Consider the following 17,229-nt stretch of genomic DNA (forward strand, 5'->3'; position numbering starts at 1 on the left):
TCGGGCCGGACACTCCGCGACGATCACCCCATGCGCGTCGTCATCGCCGGGTCCTCCGGACTCATCGGCACCGCCCTGGTCCCCCGCCTGCGGGAGGCCGGGCACGAGGTCGTCCGTCTCGTCCGCCGGACCCCCCAGGCCCCGGACGAGCGCGGCTGGGACCCGGCCGCAGGGCACCTCGCGCCGGGCGCGCTCGAGGGCGCCGACGCCGTGGTCAACCTGTGCGGCGCCGGCATCGGCGACAAGCGCTGGACCGGCGCGCGCAAGCAGGAGCTGCGCGACAGCCGCATGATCCCCACCGACGTCCTCGCCCGCGCCGTCGTCGAGCACGGTGTCCCCACGCTGGTCAACGGCTCGGCGGTCGGCTGGTACGGCGACACGGGCGCGATGGCCGTCGACGAGACCGCCCGTCGCGGCACCGGCTTCCTCGCCGACCTCTGCCGCGACTGGGAGGCCGCCACCAAGCCCGCGGTCGACGGCGGGGCGCGCGTCGTCCTGGTCCGCACCGGCCTGGTGCTCTCCCCGTCGGGCGGGCTGATGGGCCGGATCAAGCCGCTGTTCCAGTTCGGGCTCGGCGGGAAGCTCGGGCCCGGGACCCAGTACTGGCCGTGGATCTCGCTCGACGACGAGATCGGCGCGATCGTGTGGGCGCTCGAGCACGACACGGTCTCCGGTCCGCTCAACGCCACGGGGCCCGACCCGGTCACCAACGACGAGTTCACCCGCGTGCTCGCCGAGCAGATGAGCCGCCCCGCGCCCTGGGTCGTCCCGGGGTTCGCGATGCGGGCCGCGCTCGGGCAGTTCGCCGACGAGGGCGTGCTCGTGAGCCAGCGCGTCCTGCCGGGCGTCCTCGAGCGCGAGGGCTTCGAGTTCCGTCACGGCACGCTCTCGGAGGCCCTGCACGCGGTGCTCGACGGATGACGGTCCCGGAGCCCCTGCCCGATGCCGTCGACGTCGTCGTGGTCGGCGCCGGGCTCGCCGGGCTGCGGGCCGCGCGCACGGTGGCGCGGGCCGGACGGTCGGTCGTCGTGTGCGAGGCCGGTGACGGTGTCGGCGGGCGGGTGCGCACGGACGTCGTCGACGGGTTCCTCGTCGACCGCGGGTTCCAGATCCTCAACACGTCGTACCCGGCGCTGCGCGCGTCGGTCGACCTCGAGGCCCTCGACCTGCGGCGCTTCGTCCCGGGCGCCGCCGTCCGCGACGCCGACGGCCGCCTGCACCGCCTCGCCGACCCGCGCCGCGTGCCCTCGTGGGCGCCGCGCACCGCGCTCGACGGGCTGCTCGGGGTCGGCGCCAAGGCCCGGATCGCCGCGCTGGCCGTGCGCTCGCTGGTCGTGCCACCGCGGACCCAGGCCCGCGCCCCCGAGCGCTCGACCGCCGACGAGCTCGCCCGCTGGGGCCTCGGCGGCGCGCCGACCGAGACCTTCCTGCGCCCGTTCCTCAACGGCGTGCTCGGCGACCGCGACCTGGAGACCTCCTCGCGGGTGTTCTCCCTGTTCTGGCGCAGCTTCGCCCTCGGCGACCTGACGCTGCCCTCGCGCGGCATCGGCGCGGTCCCGGCCCAGCTCGCCGCCCGGCTGCCGGCGGGGACGGTGCACCTCGACACCCCCGTACAGCGGGTCACTCCCGGGCTCGTGGAGACGGCGCGCGGCACGGTGCGCGCCGGCGCGGTGATCGTCGCGACCGAGGGCACCGCGGCGTCGGAGCTGCTCACCGGCCGCGTCCCGCCGCCGCGCACGTTCGCGCTGACCACGCAGTACCACGTGGCGCCCGAGCCCCCGACCCGTCAGGCGCTCCTGCACCTCGACGGCGCCGGCGGGCCGGTGGTCAACACCATGGTGCTCACCGCCGCCGCGCCGTCCTACTCCCCCGACCACCGGCACCTCGTCGCCAGCACCGTCCTCGGCCCCGAGCCGCTGCCGGGGTCCGAGCTGCGGCGCGAGCTCGCGCGCATCTGGGGCACGCCCGTCGGCGCCTGGGAGGAGCTGGCGACGGTCCGCGTACCCCGCGCCCTGCCCGCCGCGATCCCCCCGACCCCGGCCGGCCTGCAGCACCCCGTCGACGTGGGCGACGGCCTGTTCGTCGCCGGCGACCACCGCGACACCCCCTCGGTGCAGGGCGCGCTGGTCAGCGGGCGGCGGACGGCGCAGGAGGCCCTCCGGTTCCTCGCCGCCGGGGTACCGTCGAGCCCGTGAGCCGTTCCAGCCGCGCCGCCGCCGAGCCCGTCGAGGTGCACGAGATCGGCACCGTCGACTACCAGGAGGCCTGGGACCGCCAGCGCGCCCACGCCGACGCGCGGGTCGACGGTGGCCCCGACGTGCTCCTCCTGCTCGAGCACCCCTCGGTGTACACGGCGGGCAAGCGCACGCTGCCCGAGGAGCGCCCGGCCGACGGCACGCCCGTCATCGACGTCGACCGCGGCGGCAAGATCACGTGGCACGGCCCCGGCCAGCTCGTCGGCTACCCGATCATCGGGCTCGCCCAGCCGTTCGACGTCGTCGACCACGTCCGTCGCCTGGAGCAGGCGCTCATCGCCGTGTGCGACTCCTACGGCCTGGCCACCGGCCGGATCGACGGGCGCAGCGGCGTGTGGCTGCCCGCCGACGACCGCGCGCCCGCCCGCAAGATCGCCGCCATCGGCGTGCGCGTGGCGCGCGGCGTCACGCTGCACGGCTTCGCCCTGAACGCCGACCCGGACCTCGCGGCGTTCGGCGCGATCGTGCCCTGCGGCATCCGCGACGCCGGGGTCACGAGCCTCACCGCCGAGCTCGGGCGCCGCGTGGGTGTCGACGAGGTGCGCGCGGCCACCCGCGACGCGGTGCTGGCGGCCCTGAAGGGCGACCTCGAGGTCACCGAGCGCACGCTGACCGTGGACGAGCCTGCGCCCGACACGGCGACCGAGGTCACCGTCGGCGGCCTCACCGTGCGCGTGGGCACGCCGGCCGGGGCCTGACGCGCGAGCACTCCCGCTCGGTGATCGACGGAAGACTACGGACGCTCAATGTCTGCGACCGTCCGCCACTGACACCGAGGCGGGGCTCTCAGGCCGCCGCGAGCTGGGACGCCACTTCCGAGGCCACGAGCTCGAGGTGGTCGAGGTCGGAGAGGTCGAGCACCTGCAGGTACACGCGCTGCATCCCCGCGCGCTCGCCGAACGTGCCGATCTTGTCCACGACCTCGCCCGGGGTGCCCGCGATGCCGTTGGCGCGGAGCTCGTCGGGGCGACGGCCGATGGCGTCCGCGCGGCGGGCCACCTCGGCCTCGTCGCGACCGACGCAGAGCACCTGCGCGGTGGAGCGGCCCAGGGTCGCCGGGTCGCGGCCGCGCTCGCGGCACACGGTGTCGACGCGCTCCTGGCCCTCGACGAGGGCCTCGAGGCCGGCGAACGGCATGTTGAACTCGGTGGCGAAGTCCGCCGCGAGCCTCGGCGTCCGCGACGGCCCGTTGCCCCCGACGATGATCGGCGGGTGCGGGGTCTGCAACGGCTTCGGCAGGCCGGGGCTGTCGTCGAACGTGTAGTGCTCGCCGGCGAAGGAGTACGTGACGCCCACGGGCGTGCGCCAGGACCCGGTGAGGATCTCCAGCTGCTCCGCGAGCATCCCGAAGCGCTCGCGCAGGGGCGGGAAGGGGATGCCGTACGCCCGGTGCTCGGCCTCGTACCAGCCGGTGCCCAGGCCGAGCTCGACGCGTCCGCCCGACATCTGGTCGACCTGCGCCACCGTGATGCCCAGCGGACCGGGCAAGCGGAAGGTGGCGGCCGTCATGAGCGTCCCGAGGCGGATGGTGCTCGTCTCGCGCGCCAGGGCGGCGAGGGTCAGCCAGGCGTCGGTGGGCCCCGGGAGCCCGTTCGCGTCGCCCATGGCGAGGTAGTGGTCGGAGCGGAAGAAGGCGTCGAAGCCCGCCTCTTCGGCGCACCTCGCGACTCTGAGTAGATCTTCGTAGGCGGCGCCCTGTTGGGGCTCTGTGAAGATCCGGAGGTCCACACGATCAGGGTAGTCATCCGGTCACGGTCCGAACCTTCCCCGCCCACATCGGTCTGAAGGACACGTCCGTGCGGCGTAGGGTCGAGGCCGTGACGGTCGGCCCCAGCCAGGATCTTGCACGCGGACGGAAGATGTTGCGGCTCGAGGTCCGCAACTCCCAGACGCCCATCGAGCGCAAGCCGGAGTGGATCCGCACGCGCGTGGCCACGGGCCCGAACTTCACCGAGCTCAAGGGCCTGGTGAAGGGTTCCGGTCTCGCCACGGTGTGCGAGGAGGCCGGCTGCCCGAACATCTTCGAGTGCTGGGAGGACCGCGAGGCCACCTTCCTCATCGGCGGCGAGCAGTGCACCCGGCGCTGCGACTTCTGCCAGATCGACACGGGGAAGCCCTCGCCGCTGGACCGGATGGAGCCGCAGAAGGTCGCCGAGTCGGTGCGGCAGATGGGCCTGCGCTACTCGACGATCACCGGCGTCGCCCGCGACGACCTCGAGGACGGCGGCTCGTGGCTCTACGCCGAGACCGTCCGCCAGGTGCACGCGCAGAACCCCGGCACCGGCGTCGAGCTGCTCATCCCCGACTTCGACGGCCGGGACGACCAGCTGGGCCCCGTCTTCGACGCGGCCCCCGAGGTGCTGGCCCACAACCTCGAGACCGTGCCGCGCATCTTCCGCCGCATCCGCCCGGGGTTCCGCTACGAGCGCAGCCTCGACGTGATCCGCAAGGCGCGCGCCGCCGGACTCGTGACCAAGTCGAACCTGATCCTCGGCATGGGCGAGACGCCCGACGAGGTCACGACGACGATGCAGGACCTGCACGACGCCGGCTGCGACCTGCTGACGCTCACCCAGTACCTGCGGCCGAGCCTGCGCCACCACCCCGTGGAGCGGTGGGTCAAGCCCGAGGAGTTCGTGGAGCACCGGGACGCGGCGCTCGCGATGGGCTTCCCCGGCGTCATGGCCGGCCCGCTCGTGCGCTCGTCGTACCGCGCCGGGCGCCTCTACGCGCAGGCGAAGATCGCCCGCGGCGAGGCGCTGCCGGAGGGCATGGCCGAGCTCGCCGAGGAGGGACCGGCCCGCCAGGAGGTCGGCGAGGTGATCGCGCGCTCGCGCTCCTGACCCCACGCTGCGTGGACGGCGTGATGCCCCCGTAGGGCAGAATGGTGCGCATGGCGAAGCAGGGCTCCGGTGCGGCGAGCAAGGAAGAGAAGAAGGCCGCCAAGCAGGCCGCGAAGGCCGCGCGCCGTGAGCGGTTCAGCCAGATCTGGCAGGCGTTCCAGATGCAGCGCAAGGAGGACAAGCTCCTCCTGCCGCTGATGATCGGGGCGGTCGTCGTCACGGCCCTCGTCCTGTTCGGCATCGGCCTGCTCATCGGCCAGGAGTGGTTCCTGCTGCCCACGGGCGTCCTGCTCGGCGTCCTCCTCGCCGTGATCATCTTCGGTCGCCGGGTGCAGAAGAACGTCTACGCGAAGGCCGCGGGCCAGCCCGGCGCCGCCGGCTGGGCGCTCGACAACATGCGCGGCCAGTGGCGCGTCACCCAGGCCGTCGCCGGCACCACGCAGCTGGACGCCGTGCACCGCGTCATCGGCCGGCCCGGCGTCATCCTGGTCGCCGAGGGGGTGCCGCACCGGACGAAGGGCCTCGTCGCGCAGGAGAAGAAGCGCGTCTCCCGCATCGTCGGGCAGGTGCCGATCTACGAGGTCCTCGTCGGCGACGAGGAGGGCCAGGTGCCGCTCTCGAAGCTCCAGCGCTACGTCACCAAGCTCCCGCGCAACATCGACAAGAGCCAGATGGAGACCGTCGAGAAGCGCCTCGCCGCCCTGGCCAGCCGCAGCGGGCCGGCCATGCCGAAGGGCCCGATGCCCAAGGGCGCCCAGCAGATGAAGGGCATGCAGCGCACCGCTCGCCGGCGGTAGCGCTGGGTCGGTCGCCGTCAGCGGGTCCGGATGACCACCGTGCGGCTCGCGCGGTCGTGGATGCCGCGCGAGTCCCTGTCCATGATCAGGGCCGGCACGATGAAGAACACCGAGGCCGTGCGCACCAGCGTCCAGAGCAGGCCGACCCCGGTCGACTCCGGACGGTCCAGGCGCACGACGCGCATCCCCAGCAGCGCCATCGCGGGCGTCGCCCCGATGACCGCCACCGGCACGACCATCAGGATCGCCCAGGTCAGCAGGCTCCAGTTCTGGGGCGGCGCCGGGTAGGTGAAGATCAGCGCGATGACGCCGGCGAGCAGCGAGTCGAGCAGGAACTGCCCGCCGCGGCGCAGCAGCGTCGCCACGGAGCCGGGGCCAGTCTCGGGGAGCCCGAACCGCTCACCGGGATAGCCGTCGGCGTCGGGCGCCTCGCCGCGGTCCGACGGCGGGGAGGCCGGCCGGGTGCGTCCGGCCGGCCGGGCGGGACCCTCGGTGGCCACCTCACCGGCCGTGTCACCGCCGGCGGGTCGTCCCGCGCCGTCCAGCCATTCACGAAACCACGACACCGTGACAGGCTACGGCCGTCGGGGGCCGGGGGCGCTGCGTCGTCGCGCGGCCACCCAGTGCGCGTTAACTGCTGTGAAACATGCTGGTGACGGGCGAGCAACAGCACCGACCTAGCGTCGGGATCACCTGGAACGGTCACGGACCTTGCCCACGATCGGTGGGTACGGTGCCCTCCGCTGACCACTCGACCCCCGTCGTCCCGGCAAGCGTGTGAAGGAGCCACCGAGGGTGTTCAACAATCAGGACGAGGTCTTCAAGTACATCTCCGACGAGGGGGTGAAGTACGTCGACGTCCGGTTCTGTGACCTCCCTGGCCAGATGCAGCACTTCACGGTGCCGGCGTCGGAGCTCAAGGAGGGCGTCTTCACCGACGGCCTGGCCTTCGACGGCTCGTCGATCACCGGGTTCCAGAGCATCAACGAGTCGGACATGACGCTGCTGCCCGACCCGGCGACGTCCCGGATCGACCCGTTCCGGGCCCAGAAGACGCTGAACATGAACTTCTTCGTCCACGACCCGCTGACGCTCGAGGCCTACAGCCGCGACCCGCGCAACGTGGCCCGCAAGGCGGAGAAGTTCCTGTCCACCGTCGACGTGGCCGACACGTGCTTCTTCGGTCCCGAGGCCGAGTTCTACATCTTCGACTCGGTGCGCTACGACTCGAAGCCGAACGGCACGTTCTACGAGGTCGACTCGATCGAGGGCCACTGGAACACCGGTCGCGACGAGGTCGGCGGCAACAAGGGCAACAAGGTGTCCATGAAGGGCGGGTACTTCCCCGTCGAGCCGACCGACCAGAGCTCGGACCTCCGCGCCGCGATCGGCACCAACCTCATCAACTCGGGCTTCGAGCTCGAGAAGCTGCACCACGAGGTCGGCACCGGTGGTCAGGCCGAGATCAACTACAAGTTCAACACGCTGCTGCACGCGGCGGACGACCTGCAGTTGTTCAAGTACATCGTCAAGAACACGGCGTGGCAGGCGGGCAAGACCGTCACCTTCATGCCGAAGCCGATCGCCGGCGACAACGGCTCGGGCATGCACTGCCACCAGTCGCTGTTCAAGGGTGGCGAGCCGCTGTTCTACGACGCCAACGGCTACGCGGGCCTCTCGGACCTCGGCCGCCACTACATCGGCGGCATCCTGCACCACGCCCCGAGCCTCGTCGCGTTCACGAACCCGACGATCAACTCGTACCACCGCCTGGTGCCCGGCTTCGAGGCCCCGATCAACCTCGTGTACTCGAACCGCAACCGCTCGGCGTGCGTCCGCATCCCGATCACCGGCGACAACCCGAAGGCCAAGCGCCTCGAGTTCCGTTGCCCCGACTCGTCGGGCAACCCGTACCTGGCCTTCGCCGCCATGATGATGGCGGGCCTCGACGGCATCCGGAACAAGATCGAGCCGCCGACGCCGGTGGACAAGGACCTCTACGAGCTCCCGCCCGAGGAGGCCGCCGAGATCGCGCAGGTCCCGGCCAGCCTCGACGCCGCGATCAACAACCTCGAGGCCGACCACGACTACCTGCTCGAGGGTGGCGTGTTCACCTCGGACCTGATCGAGAAGTGGGTCGAGCTCAAGCGCGACGACGTGACCGGCCTGCGCCTGCGGCCGCACCCGTACGAGTTCGAGCTGTACTTCAACTGCTGATCTCCTGAGCAGTGCCGACGGCCCGGTCACCCTCGTGGTGGCCGGGCCGTCGTGCGTCCCGGTCCGTGGGTCAGCCGGCCTGCCCCTTGCGCACGCGCAGGACGGCGAGGGTCACGAGGACGATGCCCACGACGCCGACGGCGAAGAGCACGATCCCGATCACCGGGTTGGGCGTGAACGTGAAGACGAGGCCGACGACCAGGAACACGGCGCTGATCACCCAGCCGATCACACAGCCGCGCATCGTGGTGAGACCGAGTGCCGAGAACATGCCCGCCATGCTGGCACGACAGGGTCAGCGGCTTGGTCGGCGGCTTGCTCAGCGGCTCGGTCAACGACCGGGGGAACCGTCGTGTGATCTCTTGTCCGGGACGTCCTCGCGCAGCGACAGGGCCGCCGCGACGACGTACTGGTAGACGTAGCGGATCTCCTCGCCGCGCCGCACGGGCAGGCACACCCAGCCCACCCACTCCCCCGTCGTGGTGCGGCGCCAGGCCAGCAGCTCGCCGGGGACCCGACTCTGGAGGTCGACGCCCTCGGGCATCGGACGGACGGGCTGCTCGTCCGGGCGCGGATACGCGATCGCGAGGTCGACCCAGACGCGCTTGACCTCGTCGCGCTGCAGCGCGCCGGACCGGTCGTTGCGGCGCTGCGCCGGACCGCGCTCATCGAACACGTGTTCGATCGTCGGTCATCGACGGCCCGAACGCCACCCACCCGGCCGGACGCACCCCCGATCGCGGCGCACCTCACGCGCGGGCGCGCCCGCGGAAACCCCTGGTCCGGGCCCGTAGTCCTACGCATCCCGGGGGCCGTCGCGCTTCGTAGTTTCGACGTCACCGCAGGTCAGAGCCCCTGGTCCCGCGGTCGACCCAGAGAAGCGAGCCCCCCATGAACCGTCCGTGGATGTCCGTCCTCGCCAGTGCCGTCGCCGGCGCGTCCCTCCTCCTCACCGCCCCGCCGGCCGCCGCGGCCGTCCCGCCCGCCGGGTCCGCACCGCCCCGCGACCGGGTCGTCGCCGAGGTCCTGCCCGCGGTCACGTACGTCGAGACCCGCAGTGACGCCGTGGTCCGTGAGCGCGGCACCGGCCGCCAGATCGGCACCGTCGCGGTCACCGGCACGTGCTCGGGGGTGATGGTGTCGGGCGACGGGCACATCGCCACCGCCGGCCACTGCGTGCACCCCGACGACATCCGCAACGCCATGGCCCGCGACCTCGCCCGGCAGCTCGAGGCGCGCGGGGTCGGCCCGCGCGACCGGCTCTACGCCTTCATCCTCCTGCGCTACGAGTTCGAGGGCCGGACGCCCGGCAGCCCGATCGACCGGACGGTCACCGCGGTCCGCGCCGACACCGCAGGGACCGGGACCCGGATGCCGGCCCGCATCGTCGACGCGGAGCCGATCCGTCGCGGGGACGTCGCCCTGCTCGACGTCGACGGCACCGACTTCCCGACCGCCACCCTCGCGACGGGCGGGGACCCGACGCCGGGCACCCCGGTCACCGCCGTCGGCTACCCCGGCGAGCGTGACCGCGCGACGGAGCCGGGCCAGGCGCCGAGCTGGCAGGACGCCACGGTCTCCGCGGTGCGGACCCGCGGCGGCGGCCCGGTCGTCGAGGTCAGCGCGGGAGGGCCCCCGGCATGAGCGGCGGTCCCACGGTCGACGACGCCGGCCGCGTGGTCGGGCTGAACAGCACGCGCCCCGGCAGCGCGGACGCGTTCGACGTCGTCGCCCCCACCTCGACGCTGCGCACGATGCTCGACCGCCGCGGTGTGCGGGCCGAGCCCGGTCCCGTGGACGTCGCCTTCCGCGCGGGCCTGGACCACCGGGCCACCGGAGAGAACGCCGACGCCGTCGCCGCCTTCCGCGAGACCGTGCGGCTGCGGGCCGACCACGGCCGGGCGCGCGACCAGCTCGCCCTCGCCGAGCAGGCCTACGCCCGCGACGGCGACGCGAGCGAGCGGCGCGCGCTGCTGTGGGGTGTCGTCGGGGGCTCGACGCTGCTGGTGCTGCTCGTGGGCGGGGTGGTGACGACGATCGTCGTCCGCTGGCGGCGCCGCGTGGTGCCCGGGGCGGCGCCGGCGACGTGGCCCGCGCCCCTGCCGGCGAGTCCGTACGGGCCGCACGTCGGCTTCCCCCACGGTCCGGTCGACCCGCCGACCGGCCCGATCCCGGTCGCCCGGCTCCCCCACGACCCGTTCCCGACGCGTCGGGCGACCCCGGTCGACGAGCCTCCGTCCCGCACGGACACCGTCTGCTGAGGCACCGCACCGCAGCGGACGGCACCCTCGCTTCGTTCGACGGAGCGAGGGTGCCGTTCGCGCGTTCCGGGACGGGGCAGGTCGCTCAGCGCGCGCGACGGGCACGTTCGGCAGGCCGGCAGGCTCGGTGATCATGCGCAACGTGCCCGTCGTGCGGGGCGAGGTCGGGTGCGCCCCGGTGCGACCGACCGGCGTGTCGCGCCGGCGAGCCTGTGGCGATCCTGGCGTCCAGTGCCAGCGTGGACGCAGCGCTGGCACCGGAGGTGCACCAGGAGGTGCACCAGCCCGGCTCAGTCCACCAGGTAGAACACCCGGTCGACGACGGCACGGGCGCGGCGGGTGACGCGGCGGTACTCGTCGAGGAACTCGCCGGGGTCGGCGTCGGCGTCGTGGCCCAGCGCGGAGGCGACGGCGGCGAGGTCGCGCCCCGAGTGCGGCACCTCGTCGGTCGGGCGCCCGCGCACCAGGGTGGCGGCGCCGCGGGCCCGGGTCGCCATGGTCCAGCCGGCGGCGAGCTCCTCGGCGTCGCCGGCGTCGAGCAGGCCCGCCTTCGCGGCGGCGTCGAGGGCCTCGAGCGTCGACGGTGTCCGCAGCGACGGCACGGAGCCGGCGTGCTGGAGCTGCAGGAGCTGCACGGTCCACTCGACGTCGGCGAGCCCACCGGTGCCGAGCTTGGTGTGCAGGGCCTTGTCGGCCCGACGCGGCATGCGCTCGTTGTCCACGCGCGCCTTGATCCGCCGGATCTCCACCGCCTGGGCGTCGGGCAGCCCGTCCGCCGGGTAGCGGTAGGGGTCGACGGCCTCGACGAACGCCGCCCCGAGCGCCTCGTCGCCCGCGACGGGGCGAGCGCGCAGGAGGGCCTGGTACTCCCAGGTGCTCGCGAGCTTCGCGTAGTAGTCCCGGTACGACGCGAGCGTGCGGACGAGCGGGCCGCTGCGGCCCTCGGGACGCAGCTTGGTGTCCACCTCGAGCGGCGGGTCGGGGCTCGGCGCGCCGAGGGCGGCGATCGCGGCCTCGGCGACGGCCTTCGTGTGGCGCACGGCCTCCGCGTCGTCGACACCGTCGGCCGGTTCGCAGACGAAGAGGACGTCGGCGTCCGACGAGTAGCCCAGCTCCCCGCCGCCGAGCCGCCCCATCCCGATGACGGCGATCCGGGCCGGGGGCGGGCCCCCGCCGTCGGCGAGGCCCCGCTCGGCGGCCGCGAGCGCGGCCTGGAGCACCGCCACCCAGATGCTGGAGAGCGCCTCGCACACCGCGGTGACGTCGATCAGGCCGAGGAGGTCGGCGCACGCGACGCGCACCAGCTCGATACGGCGCATCGACCGGCCGACCTGGCCCGCCGACGCCGGGTCGGTGTGGCGGCCGACGGCGTTGCGCAGGGAGGCGGCGACCTCCTCGGGCCGCCGGGCCACGAGGTCGGCGCGCGGACCGTCGCCGGCGAGCAGCCGCAGGACCTCCGGGGTGCGCGGCATCAGCTCGGCCACCCAGCGCGAGGTGCCGAGCACGCGCATCAGCCGCTCGGCGGCCACGCCCTCGTCGCGCAGGTAGCCCAGGAACCACGGGGTGTCGGCGAGCGCCTCGGAGACCTTCCGGTACGCCAGCAGCCCGTGGTCGGGGTCGGCGGTGTGACCGAGCTCGTCGAGGAGCACGGGCAGCAGCGCCCGCTGGATGCGGCTCGCGCGGCTGACCCCGCTGGTCAGGGCCTGCAGGTGCCCGAGCGCGCCCTGCGGCGACGTCCACCCCAGCGCCTTGAGCCGCCGGTTGGCCGACTCGCTGGTGAGCACCAGGTCCTCACCCGGCACCCGGGCCACCGACTCGAGCAGCGGTCGGTAGAAGAGCTTCTCGTGCAGGCGGCGCACGCGCACCGTGTGGCGCGAGCGCTCGTGCTGGAGCACCCCCACGGCGTCGCGGGAGCCGTCGGCGCGCAGCTTGGCCGCGCGGGCGAGCCACCGCAGGCCCGCGGTGTCGTCGTCGGGCGGGAAGAGGTGGGTGCGCCGCATCCTCTGCAGCTGCACGCGGTGCTCGAGCATCCGCAGGAAGCGGTAGGACGCGGCGAGGTTGGCGGCGTCGTCGCGGCCGACGTACCCCCCGTCGGCGAGCGCGGCCAGGGCCTCGAGCGTGTTCTGGCTGCGGATCGTCTCGTCGCCGCGGCCGTGCACCATCTGCAGCATCTGGACGGCGAACTCGACGTCGCGCAGCCCGCCGCGGCCGAGCTTGATCTCGCGGTCGGCGTGGTCGGCGCGGATGTGGTCCTCCACGCGGCGGCGCATGGCCCGCACGTCGGCGACGAAGTCGTCGCGGTCGGCGGCGCTCCACACCATGGGGTCGACGGCCTCGCAGTACTCGCGGGCGAGCTCCTCGTCGCCGGCGACCGGGCGGGCCTTGAGCAGCGCCTGGAACTCCCAGGTCTTCGCCCAGCGCTTGTAGTACGAGACGTGGCCGTCGAGGGTGCGGACCAGCGCCCCCTGCCGGCCCTCGGGACGCAGGTTGGCGTCGACCTCGAGGAACGCCTCGGTGGCGATGCGCATCATCGTCGAGGCGAGCCGGGTGGCGACGTCCGTCGGGCCGTCGCACACGAAGATCACGTCGATGTCGCTGACGTAGTTCAGCTCGCGGCCGCCGCACTTGCCCATCCCGATGACCCCGAGGCGGCACGGGAGCGGGTCGCCGGGCTCGCGGTCGTCCTTGGTGCCGAGGGCGTCGGCGACCGTGGCGTCGGCGACGGCCAGCGCGGCCCGCAGGCCCGCCGAGGCGAGGTCGGCGAGCTGGGCCGCGACGACCTCGACCGGCACCACCGGCAGCTCGGGCTCGCACACCGACTGCAGGTCGGCGGCGGCGAGGGCGAGCACCTCGTCGCGGTAGGCCAGGCGCAGCACGCCGACCCCGGCGGGCTCGAGCACGGTGGCGCGGGGCACGGCGTCCCCGTCCTCGGCGCCCACCGCGGTCAGCAGCGTGCGCGTGCGCTCCTCGAGGTCGGGCAGCACCGAGGGGTCGTAGGTGCGCCCGGGCGTGCTCTCGCTCTGCAGGCTGCGCCAGCGCTCGGGGTGGGCGACGAGGTGGTCGCCGAGCGCCGTGGAGCCCCCGAGCACGCCGAACAGGCGGCCGCGCAGACCCTGGTCGCCGCGCAGCGCCTCCGCGAGCGCCGCCCACTCCGCCTCGTCGAGCGACTCGCGCAGACGCTCGAGCGCCAGCAGCGCGAGATCCGGATCGGGGCTGCGGGCGAGGGCCCACACCGCGAGCTCGGTGCCCTCGACGGGGGCGTCGCCGTCCCACCAGCCCAGGTCGGCGAGCCGCGTCCCCGCGTCCGGGTCGGTGAGACCGAGCCGGGCGGGGGCCCGCCCCGTGCGTCCGGCGGGGCGGCTCGACGGCGCGGACTCGGTCATGCCCCGAGCTTTCCAGCACCGGGCCCGCCAGGCCCGTCCGCTGGCAGGATCGCGGGCATGCAGCGGTTCCAGTACAAGGTCGTGCAGGTCCGCGAGGGCCTGATGGGCGGCAAGCTCTCCGACGACAAGCTCGAGCGCATCCTCAACGACGAGGCGGCCGACGGCTGGCAGCTCAAGGCCATCACGGCCGCCGACGTCAAGGGTCGCCTCGGCCCGGGCGGCGTGGAGGGCCTCCTGGTCACCTTCGAGCGGCCCGTCTAGAGGGTGGGCAGGTACGTCGCCAGCTCGTAGGGCGTGACGTTGCGGCGGTAGGCGTCCCACTCCGCGCGCTTGTTGCGCAGGAAGAAGTCGAAGACGTGCTCGCCGAGGGCCTCGGCCATGAGCTCCGAGCGCTCCATCGCGGCGAGCGCGCCGTCGAGGTTCTGGGGCAGCGTCTCGTAGCCCATCGCCCGGCGCTCGCCCTCGGAGAGCATCCAGACGTTGTCCTCGGCCGCGGGCGGCAGCTCGTAGCCCTCGGCGATGCCCTTCAGCCCGGCGCCGAGGATCACCGCGTACGCCAGGTACGGGTTGGCCGCGGTGTCGATGGTGCGCACCTCGACGCGGCGCGACGACGCCTTGCCCGGCGAGTACATCGGGACGCGGACGAGCGTCGAGCGGTTGGCGTGGCCCCAGCACACGGTGGTGGGGGCCTCGCCGCCGACGATGAGGCGCTTGTAGGAGTTGACGAACTGGTTCGTCACCGCCGAGAGCTCGCGGGCGTGGCGCAGCACCCCGGCCACGAAGGCCTTGCCCGTCTTCGACAGCTCGTAGGGCTCCGAGGCGTCGTGGAAGGCGTTGTGGTCGCCCTCGAACAGGCTGATGTGCGTGTGCATCGCCGAGCCCGCGTGCTCGGTGAACGGCTTGGGCATGAAGGACGCGCGCACCCCCTGGGTGATCGCGACCTCCTTGACGATGTAGCGGAACGTCATGATGTTGTCCGCCATCGTCAGGGCGTCGGCGTAGCGCAGGTCGATCTCCTGCTGGCCGGGGCCGCCCTCGTGGTGGCTGAACTCCACCGAGATGCCCATGGCCTCGAGCGACTCGATCGCCCGGCGCCGGAAGTGCGGCGCGGCGTCGTGGCTCGCCTGGTCGAAGTAGCCGCCGGTGTCCGCCGGCACCGGGGGCGTGCCGTCGCCGGGCAGGTCGCGCAACAGGTAGAACTCGATCTCGGGGTGCACGTAGCAGGTGAACCCGGCCTCGGCGGCGCGCGAGAGCGCGCGGCGCAGCACGTGGCGCGGGTCGGCCCAGGACGGCGAGCCGTCGGGCATCGTGATGTCGCAGAACATGCGCGCCGAGTAGTGCCCGCCGCCCGCGGTCTCCCAGGGCAGCACCTGGAACGTCGACGGGTCGGGCTTCGCGACCATGTCCGACTCGTAGACCCGCGCGAAGCCCTCGATCGCCGAGCCGTCGAACCCGATGCCCTCGGCGAAGGCGCCCTCGAGCTCGGCGGGCGCGACGGCCACCGACTTGAGGTACCCCAGCACGTCGGTGAACCACAGCCGCACGAAGCGGATGTCGCGCTCTTCGAGCGTGCGCAGGACGAATTCCTGCTGGCGATCCATGGGCCAGACCCTAGGTGTGCGTTCAGATCCCCGAAAGCGGGGCCCGGATCACAACGGTCGACTCCCCCTACCGGCGTGCTCCCCTGATCGCTCCGTCTCCCCTGTCACCCCGTACCTACGTGGCCGGGCAGGTCGCGTTCGGCGGCGCCGGGGTGTTGTCGATCAGGTAGCGCGTGGCGATGGCGTCGACGCACGGCGAGTTCTGGAACACCGCGGTGTGCTCGTCGCCGATCTTCGTCACCAGCGAGCCGCCCAGGGCCCGGGCCAGCTCCACGCCCGCCTGGTAGGGCGTCGCCGGGTCGCCGGTGGTCGAGACGACCAGGGGCGGCGCCAGGCCCGGCACCTGCGGCAGGTGCGGCTGGCTCGTCGGCGGCACGGGCCAGAAGGCGCAGCTGTCGCGCGCCGCCGAGACGCCGCGGCCGCTGTCGAGGAACGGCGCCGCCTGGTTGTAGGCCTGCGCGCGGGCCAGCGACTGCGCGGGGTCGGTGATGCGCGGGTCGTCGACGCAGCGGATGGCCTCGAAGGCGTCCTGCGACGAGGCGTAGGTGCCGTCGGGGTTCCGCTCGTAGTACTCGTCGGCCAGCGTCATGAGCTGCGAGCCCTGGCCGGCGCGCAGGTCGCTGAGCGCACGCACCAGCCGGGGCCAGTACGCCTCGACGTAGAGCGCGTTGATCGTGCCCTGCTGGGCGTCGGCGTAGGAGAGCACCCGGCCGTCGCGCAGGGGCAGCGGCGCGGTGATCAGCGGGCGGGTGAGCTGCTGGTACGCGGCCGTCGTCTGCGCCGGGTCCTGGCCCAGCGGGCAGTTCGGGCGGGTCGTGCAGTCGCGGGCGAAGGCGTCGAACGCGCCCTGGAAGCCCCGGCCCTGCTCGACGAGCTCCGTCACCGGGTCCTGGTCGGGGTCCAGCGCGCCGTCGAGCACCATCGCGCGCACGTTGCGGGGGAACTGCTCGGCGTAGGTGGAGCCGATCCGGGTGCCGTAGGAGTACCCGAGGTAGGTCAGCCGGGCGTCGCCGAGCGCGGCGCGCAGCACGTCCATGTCGCGGGCGACGTCGCGCGTCCCGACGTTGGCCAGCACGTCGGCGCCGGTGCGCTGGGCGCAGCGGTCGACGGTCTCGCGCTCCTCGGTCTCGGTCTGGGCGACGCCGGCGGGCGAGGAGTCGGTGTCGTCGTCGCGGCGGTCGGCGTCGCGCTCCGGGCCCTCGAGGCAGCGGATCGTCGGCTCGCTCTCCCCGACGCCGCGGGGGTCGAAGCCGACGACGTCGAAGCGGCGCCCGACCTCCGTCGACGCCAGCGACGTCGAGAGGTACGCGGCGGTCTGGATGCCCGAGGCGCCCGGACCACCGGGGTTGATCACGAGCGAGCCGATGCGCTCCGGCGAGGCCGGGGCCGCGTGGCGCAGCACGGCGATCGTGCCGGTGCGGCCCTGCGGGGCCGCGTAGTCGAGCGGCACCTGCAGGCGCGCGCACTGCAGCGAGGGGTCCGCGTAGATCTGGCGGTCCTCCTCCGTGGCGGCGAACGGCGCGCAGGGACCCCAGGCGAGCTGCTGGCCGTAGAAGGCCTCGAGCCCGGGCGGAGCGCTCCCGGCGGGGTCGGGCACCGCGACACCCGGGACGACCTGCGCACATCCCCCGAGCAGGACGGCGGCGATCCCCACCACGGCCGCGACGAGGGCCCTCGGACGACGGCGGTGCCGGCTCGCGGTGGATCGCACGGCGATCACCCTGCCACGGGCCCCGTGACCGTCCGGTGACGGGCTTCCCGAGCGGTACGACGGGGTGTCCGACGTCCCACTGTGAGGCTGGTCCCAGCGGGCGGCCGGGTCGGCCCGGCGGTGCGAGCGTTGGCCCGGCAACCTCCCGACGACCCGGGGAC

16 protein-coding genes are annotated in these 17,229 nt (G+C 73.9%); 9 read left to right on the forward strand and 7 right to left on the reverse strand.

Annotated features, from left to right (window positions below):
* Nucleotides 1-30 precede the first annotated feature (30 nt).
* The 3 genes from ACQPYN_RS19530 to lipB are packed head-to-tail and all read left to right on the forward strand — an operon-like array spanning nucleotide 31 to nucleotide 2,953.
* Nucleotides 31-921: a TIGR01777 family oxidoreductase gene (locus ACQPYN_RS19530; RefSeq protein ID WP_433026312.1), complete on the forward strand. Its 891-nt coding sequence runs from the start codon at nucleotides 31-33 to the stop codon at nucleotides 919-921.
* Complete coding sequence (locus tag ACQPYN_RS19535) at nucleotides 918-2,195, forward strand: NAD(P)/FAD-dependent oxidoreductase (RefSeq protein WP_433026315.1); 1,278 nt, start codon at nucleotides 918-920, stop codon at nucleotides 2,193-2,195. Before ACQPYN_RS19530 ends, ACQPYN_RS19535 begins: the two co-directional genes overlap by 4 nt.
* A complete protein-coding gene (lipB, locus tag ACQPYN_RS19540; protein WP_433026318.1) occupies nucleotides 2,192-2,953 on the forward strand; it encodes a lipoyl(octanoyl) transferase LipB in 762 nt (253 codons plus the stop codon). Before ACQPYN_RS19535 ends, lipB begins: the two co-directional genes overlap by 4 nt.
* Before the next feature lie 88 nt (nucleotides 2,954-3,041).
* Here lipB and ACQPYN_RS19545 read toward each other — a convergent pair whose 3' ends face one another.
* On the reverse strand, nucleotides 3,042-3,983 hold the full coding sequence (locus ACQPYN_RS19545) for an LLM class F420-dependent oxidoreductase (protein ID WP_433026321.1): 942 nt from the start codon (nucleotides 3,981-3,983) through the stop codon (nucleotides 3,042-3,044).
* Between the two features lie 131 nt (nucleotides 3,984-4,114).
* Here ACQPYN_RS19545 and lipA point away from each other — a divergent pair, with 131 nt between their 5' ends.
* Together lipA and ACQPYN_RS19555 are read left to right on the forward strand one after the other, a co-directional pair.
* Nucleotides 4,115-5,098, forward strand: a complete 984-nt coding sequence (gene lipA / locus ACQPYN_RS19550) for a lipoyl synthase (protein WP_433038965.1) — start codon at nucleotides 4,115-4,117, stop codon at nucleotides 5,096-5,098.
* 50 nt (nucleotides 5,099-5,148) lie between these two features.
* A complete protein-coding gene (locus ACQPYN_RS19555; RefSeq protein ID WP_433026324.1) occupies nucleotides 5,149-5,895 on the forward strand; it encodes a DUF4191 domain-containing protein in 747 nt (248 codons plus the stop codon).
* A gap of 17 nt (nucleotides 5,896-5,912) precedes the next feature.
* Here the strand turns inward: ACQPYN_RS19555 and ACQPYN_RS19560 are convergent, their stop codons facing one another.
* Nucleotides 5,913-6,461, reverse strand: coding sequence for an RDD family protein (locus ACQPYN_RS19560; protein WP_433026327.1), 549 nt, complete (start codon nucleotides 6,459-6,461; stop codon nucleotides 5,913-5,915).
* A gap of 229 nt (nucleotides 6,462-6,690) precedes the next feature.
* Here ACQPYN_RS19560 and glnA (ACQPYN_RS19565) point away from each other — a divergent pair, with 229 nt between their 5' ends.
* The gene (gene glnA, locus ACQPYN_RS19565) at nucleotides 6,691-8,112 is read left to right on the forward strand and encodes a type I glutamate--ammonia ligase (RefSeq protein WP_433026330.1); all 1,422 of its coding nucleotides are present in this window, start codon (nucleotides 6,691-6,693) and stop codon (nucleotides 8,110-8,112) included.
* Nucleotides 8,113-8,182: 70 nt separating this feature from the next.
* On the opposite strand, the gene ACQPYN_RS19570 is transcribed toward glnA (ACQPYN_RS19565), so the two are convergent.
* Together ACQPYN_RS19570 and ACQPYN_RS19575 are read right to left on the reverse strand one after the other, a co-directional pair.
* Complete coding sequence (locus ACQPYN_RS19570; protein ID WP_433026333.1) at nucleotides 8,183-8,383, reverse strand: hypothetical protein; 201 nt, start codon at nucleotides 8,381-8,383, stop codon at nucleotides 8,183-8,185.
* Between the two features lie 60 nt (nucleotides 8,384-8,443).
* Nucleotides 8,444-8,788: a hypothetical protein gene (locus tag ACQPYN_RS19575; RefSeq protein ID WP_433026336.1), complete on the reverse strand. Its 345-nt coding sequence runs from the start codon at nucleotides 8,786-8,788 to the stop codon at nucleotides 8,444-8,446.
* A 230-nt stretch (nucleotides 8,789-9,018) separates the two neighbouring features.
* Between ACQPYN_RS19575 and ACQPYN_RS19580 the strand changes: the two genes are divergently transcribed.
* Both ACQPYN_RS19580 and ACQPYN_RS19585 read left to right on the forward strand, forming a co-directional pair.
* Nucleotides 9,019-9,756 carry a S1 family peptidase gene (locus tag ACQPYN_RS19580; protein ID WP_433026339.1) on the forward strand — a complete coding sequence of 246 codons (738 nt, stop codon included), beginning with the start codon at nucleotides 9,019-9,021 and terminating at the stop codon, nucleotides 9,754-9,756.
* On the forward strand, nucleotides 9,753-10,373 hold the full coding sequence (locus tag ACQPYN_RS19585; RefSeq protein ID WP_433026342.1) for a tetratricopeptide repeat protein: 621 nt from the start codon (nucleotides 9,753-9,755) through the stop codon (nucleotides 10,371-10,373). The genes ACQPYN_RS19580 and ACQPYN_RS19585 overlap by 4 nt, the downstream gene beginning before the upstream one ends.
* A gap of 290 nt (nucleotides 10,374-10,663) precedes the next feature.
* Here ACQPYN_RS19585 and ACQPYN_RS19590 read toward each other — a convergent pair whose 3' ends face one another.
* A complete protein-coding gene (locus ACQPYN_RS19590; protein WP_433026345.1) occupies nucleotides 10,664-13,756 on the reverse strand; it encodes a bifunctional [glutamine synthetase] adenylyltransferase/[glutamine synthetase]-adenylyl-L-tyrosine phosphorylase in 3,093 nt (1,030 codons plus the stop codon).
* 57 nt (nucleotides 13,757-13,813) lie between these two features.
* Here ACQPYN_RS19590 and ACQPYN_RS19595 point away from each other — a divergent pair, with 57 nt between their 5' ends.
* Complete coding sequence (locus ACQPYN_RS19595) at nucleotides 13,814-14,017, forward strand: DUF4177 domain-containing protein (protein ID WP_274190247.1); 204 nt, start codon at nucleotides 13,814-13,816, stop codon at nucleotides 14,015-14,017.
* Here the strand turns inward: ACQPYN_RS19595 and glnA (ACQPYN_RS19600) are convergent.
* A complete protein-coding gene (gene glnA / locus ACQPYN_RS19600) occupies nucleotides 14,014-15,357 on the reverse strand; it encodes a type I glutamate--ammonia ligase (protein WP_433026348.1) in 1,344 nt (447 codons plus the stop codon). The two genes, ACQPYN_RS19595 and glnA (ACQPYN_RS19600), sit on opposite strands and share 4 nt — an antisense overlap.
* Nucleotides 15,358-15,472: 115 nt before the next feature.
* A complete protein-coding gene (locus tag ACQPYN_RS19605; RefSeq protein WP_433026351.1) occupies nucleotides 15,473-17,068 on the reverse strand; it encodes an alpha/beta hydrolase in 1,596 nt (531 codons plus the stop codon).
* Nucleotides 17,069-17,229 lie beyond the last annotated feature (161 nt).

Origin of the sequence: Actinomycetospora sp. CA-053990, from assembly GCF_050948445.1 — a bacterium.
Taxonomy (GTDB): Bacteria; Actinomycetota; Actinomycetes; order Mycobacteriales; family Pseudonocardiaceae; genus Actinomycetospora; species Actinomycetospora callitridis.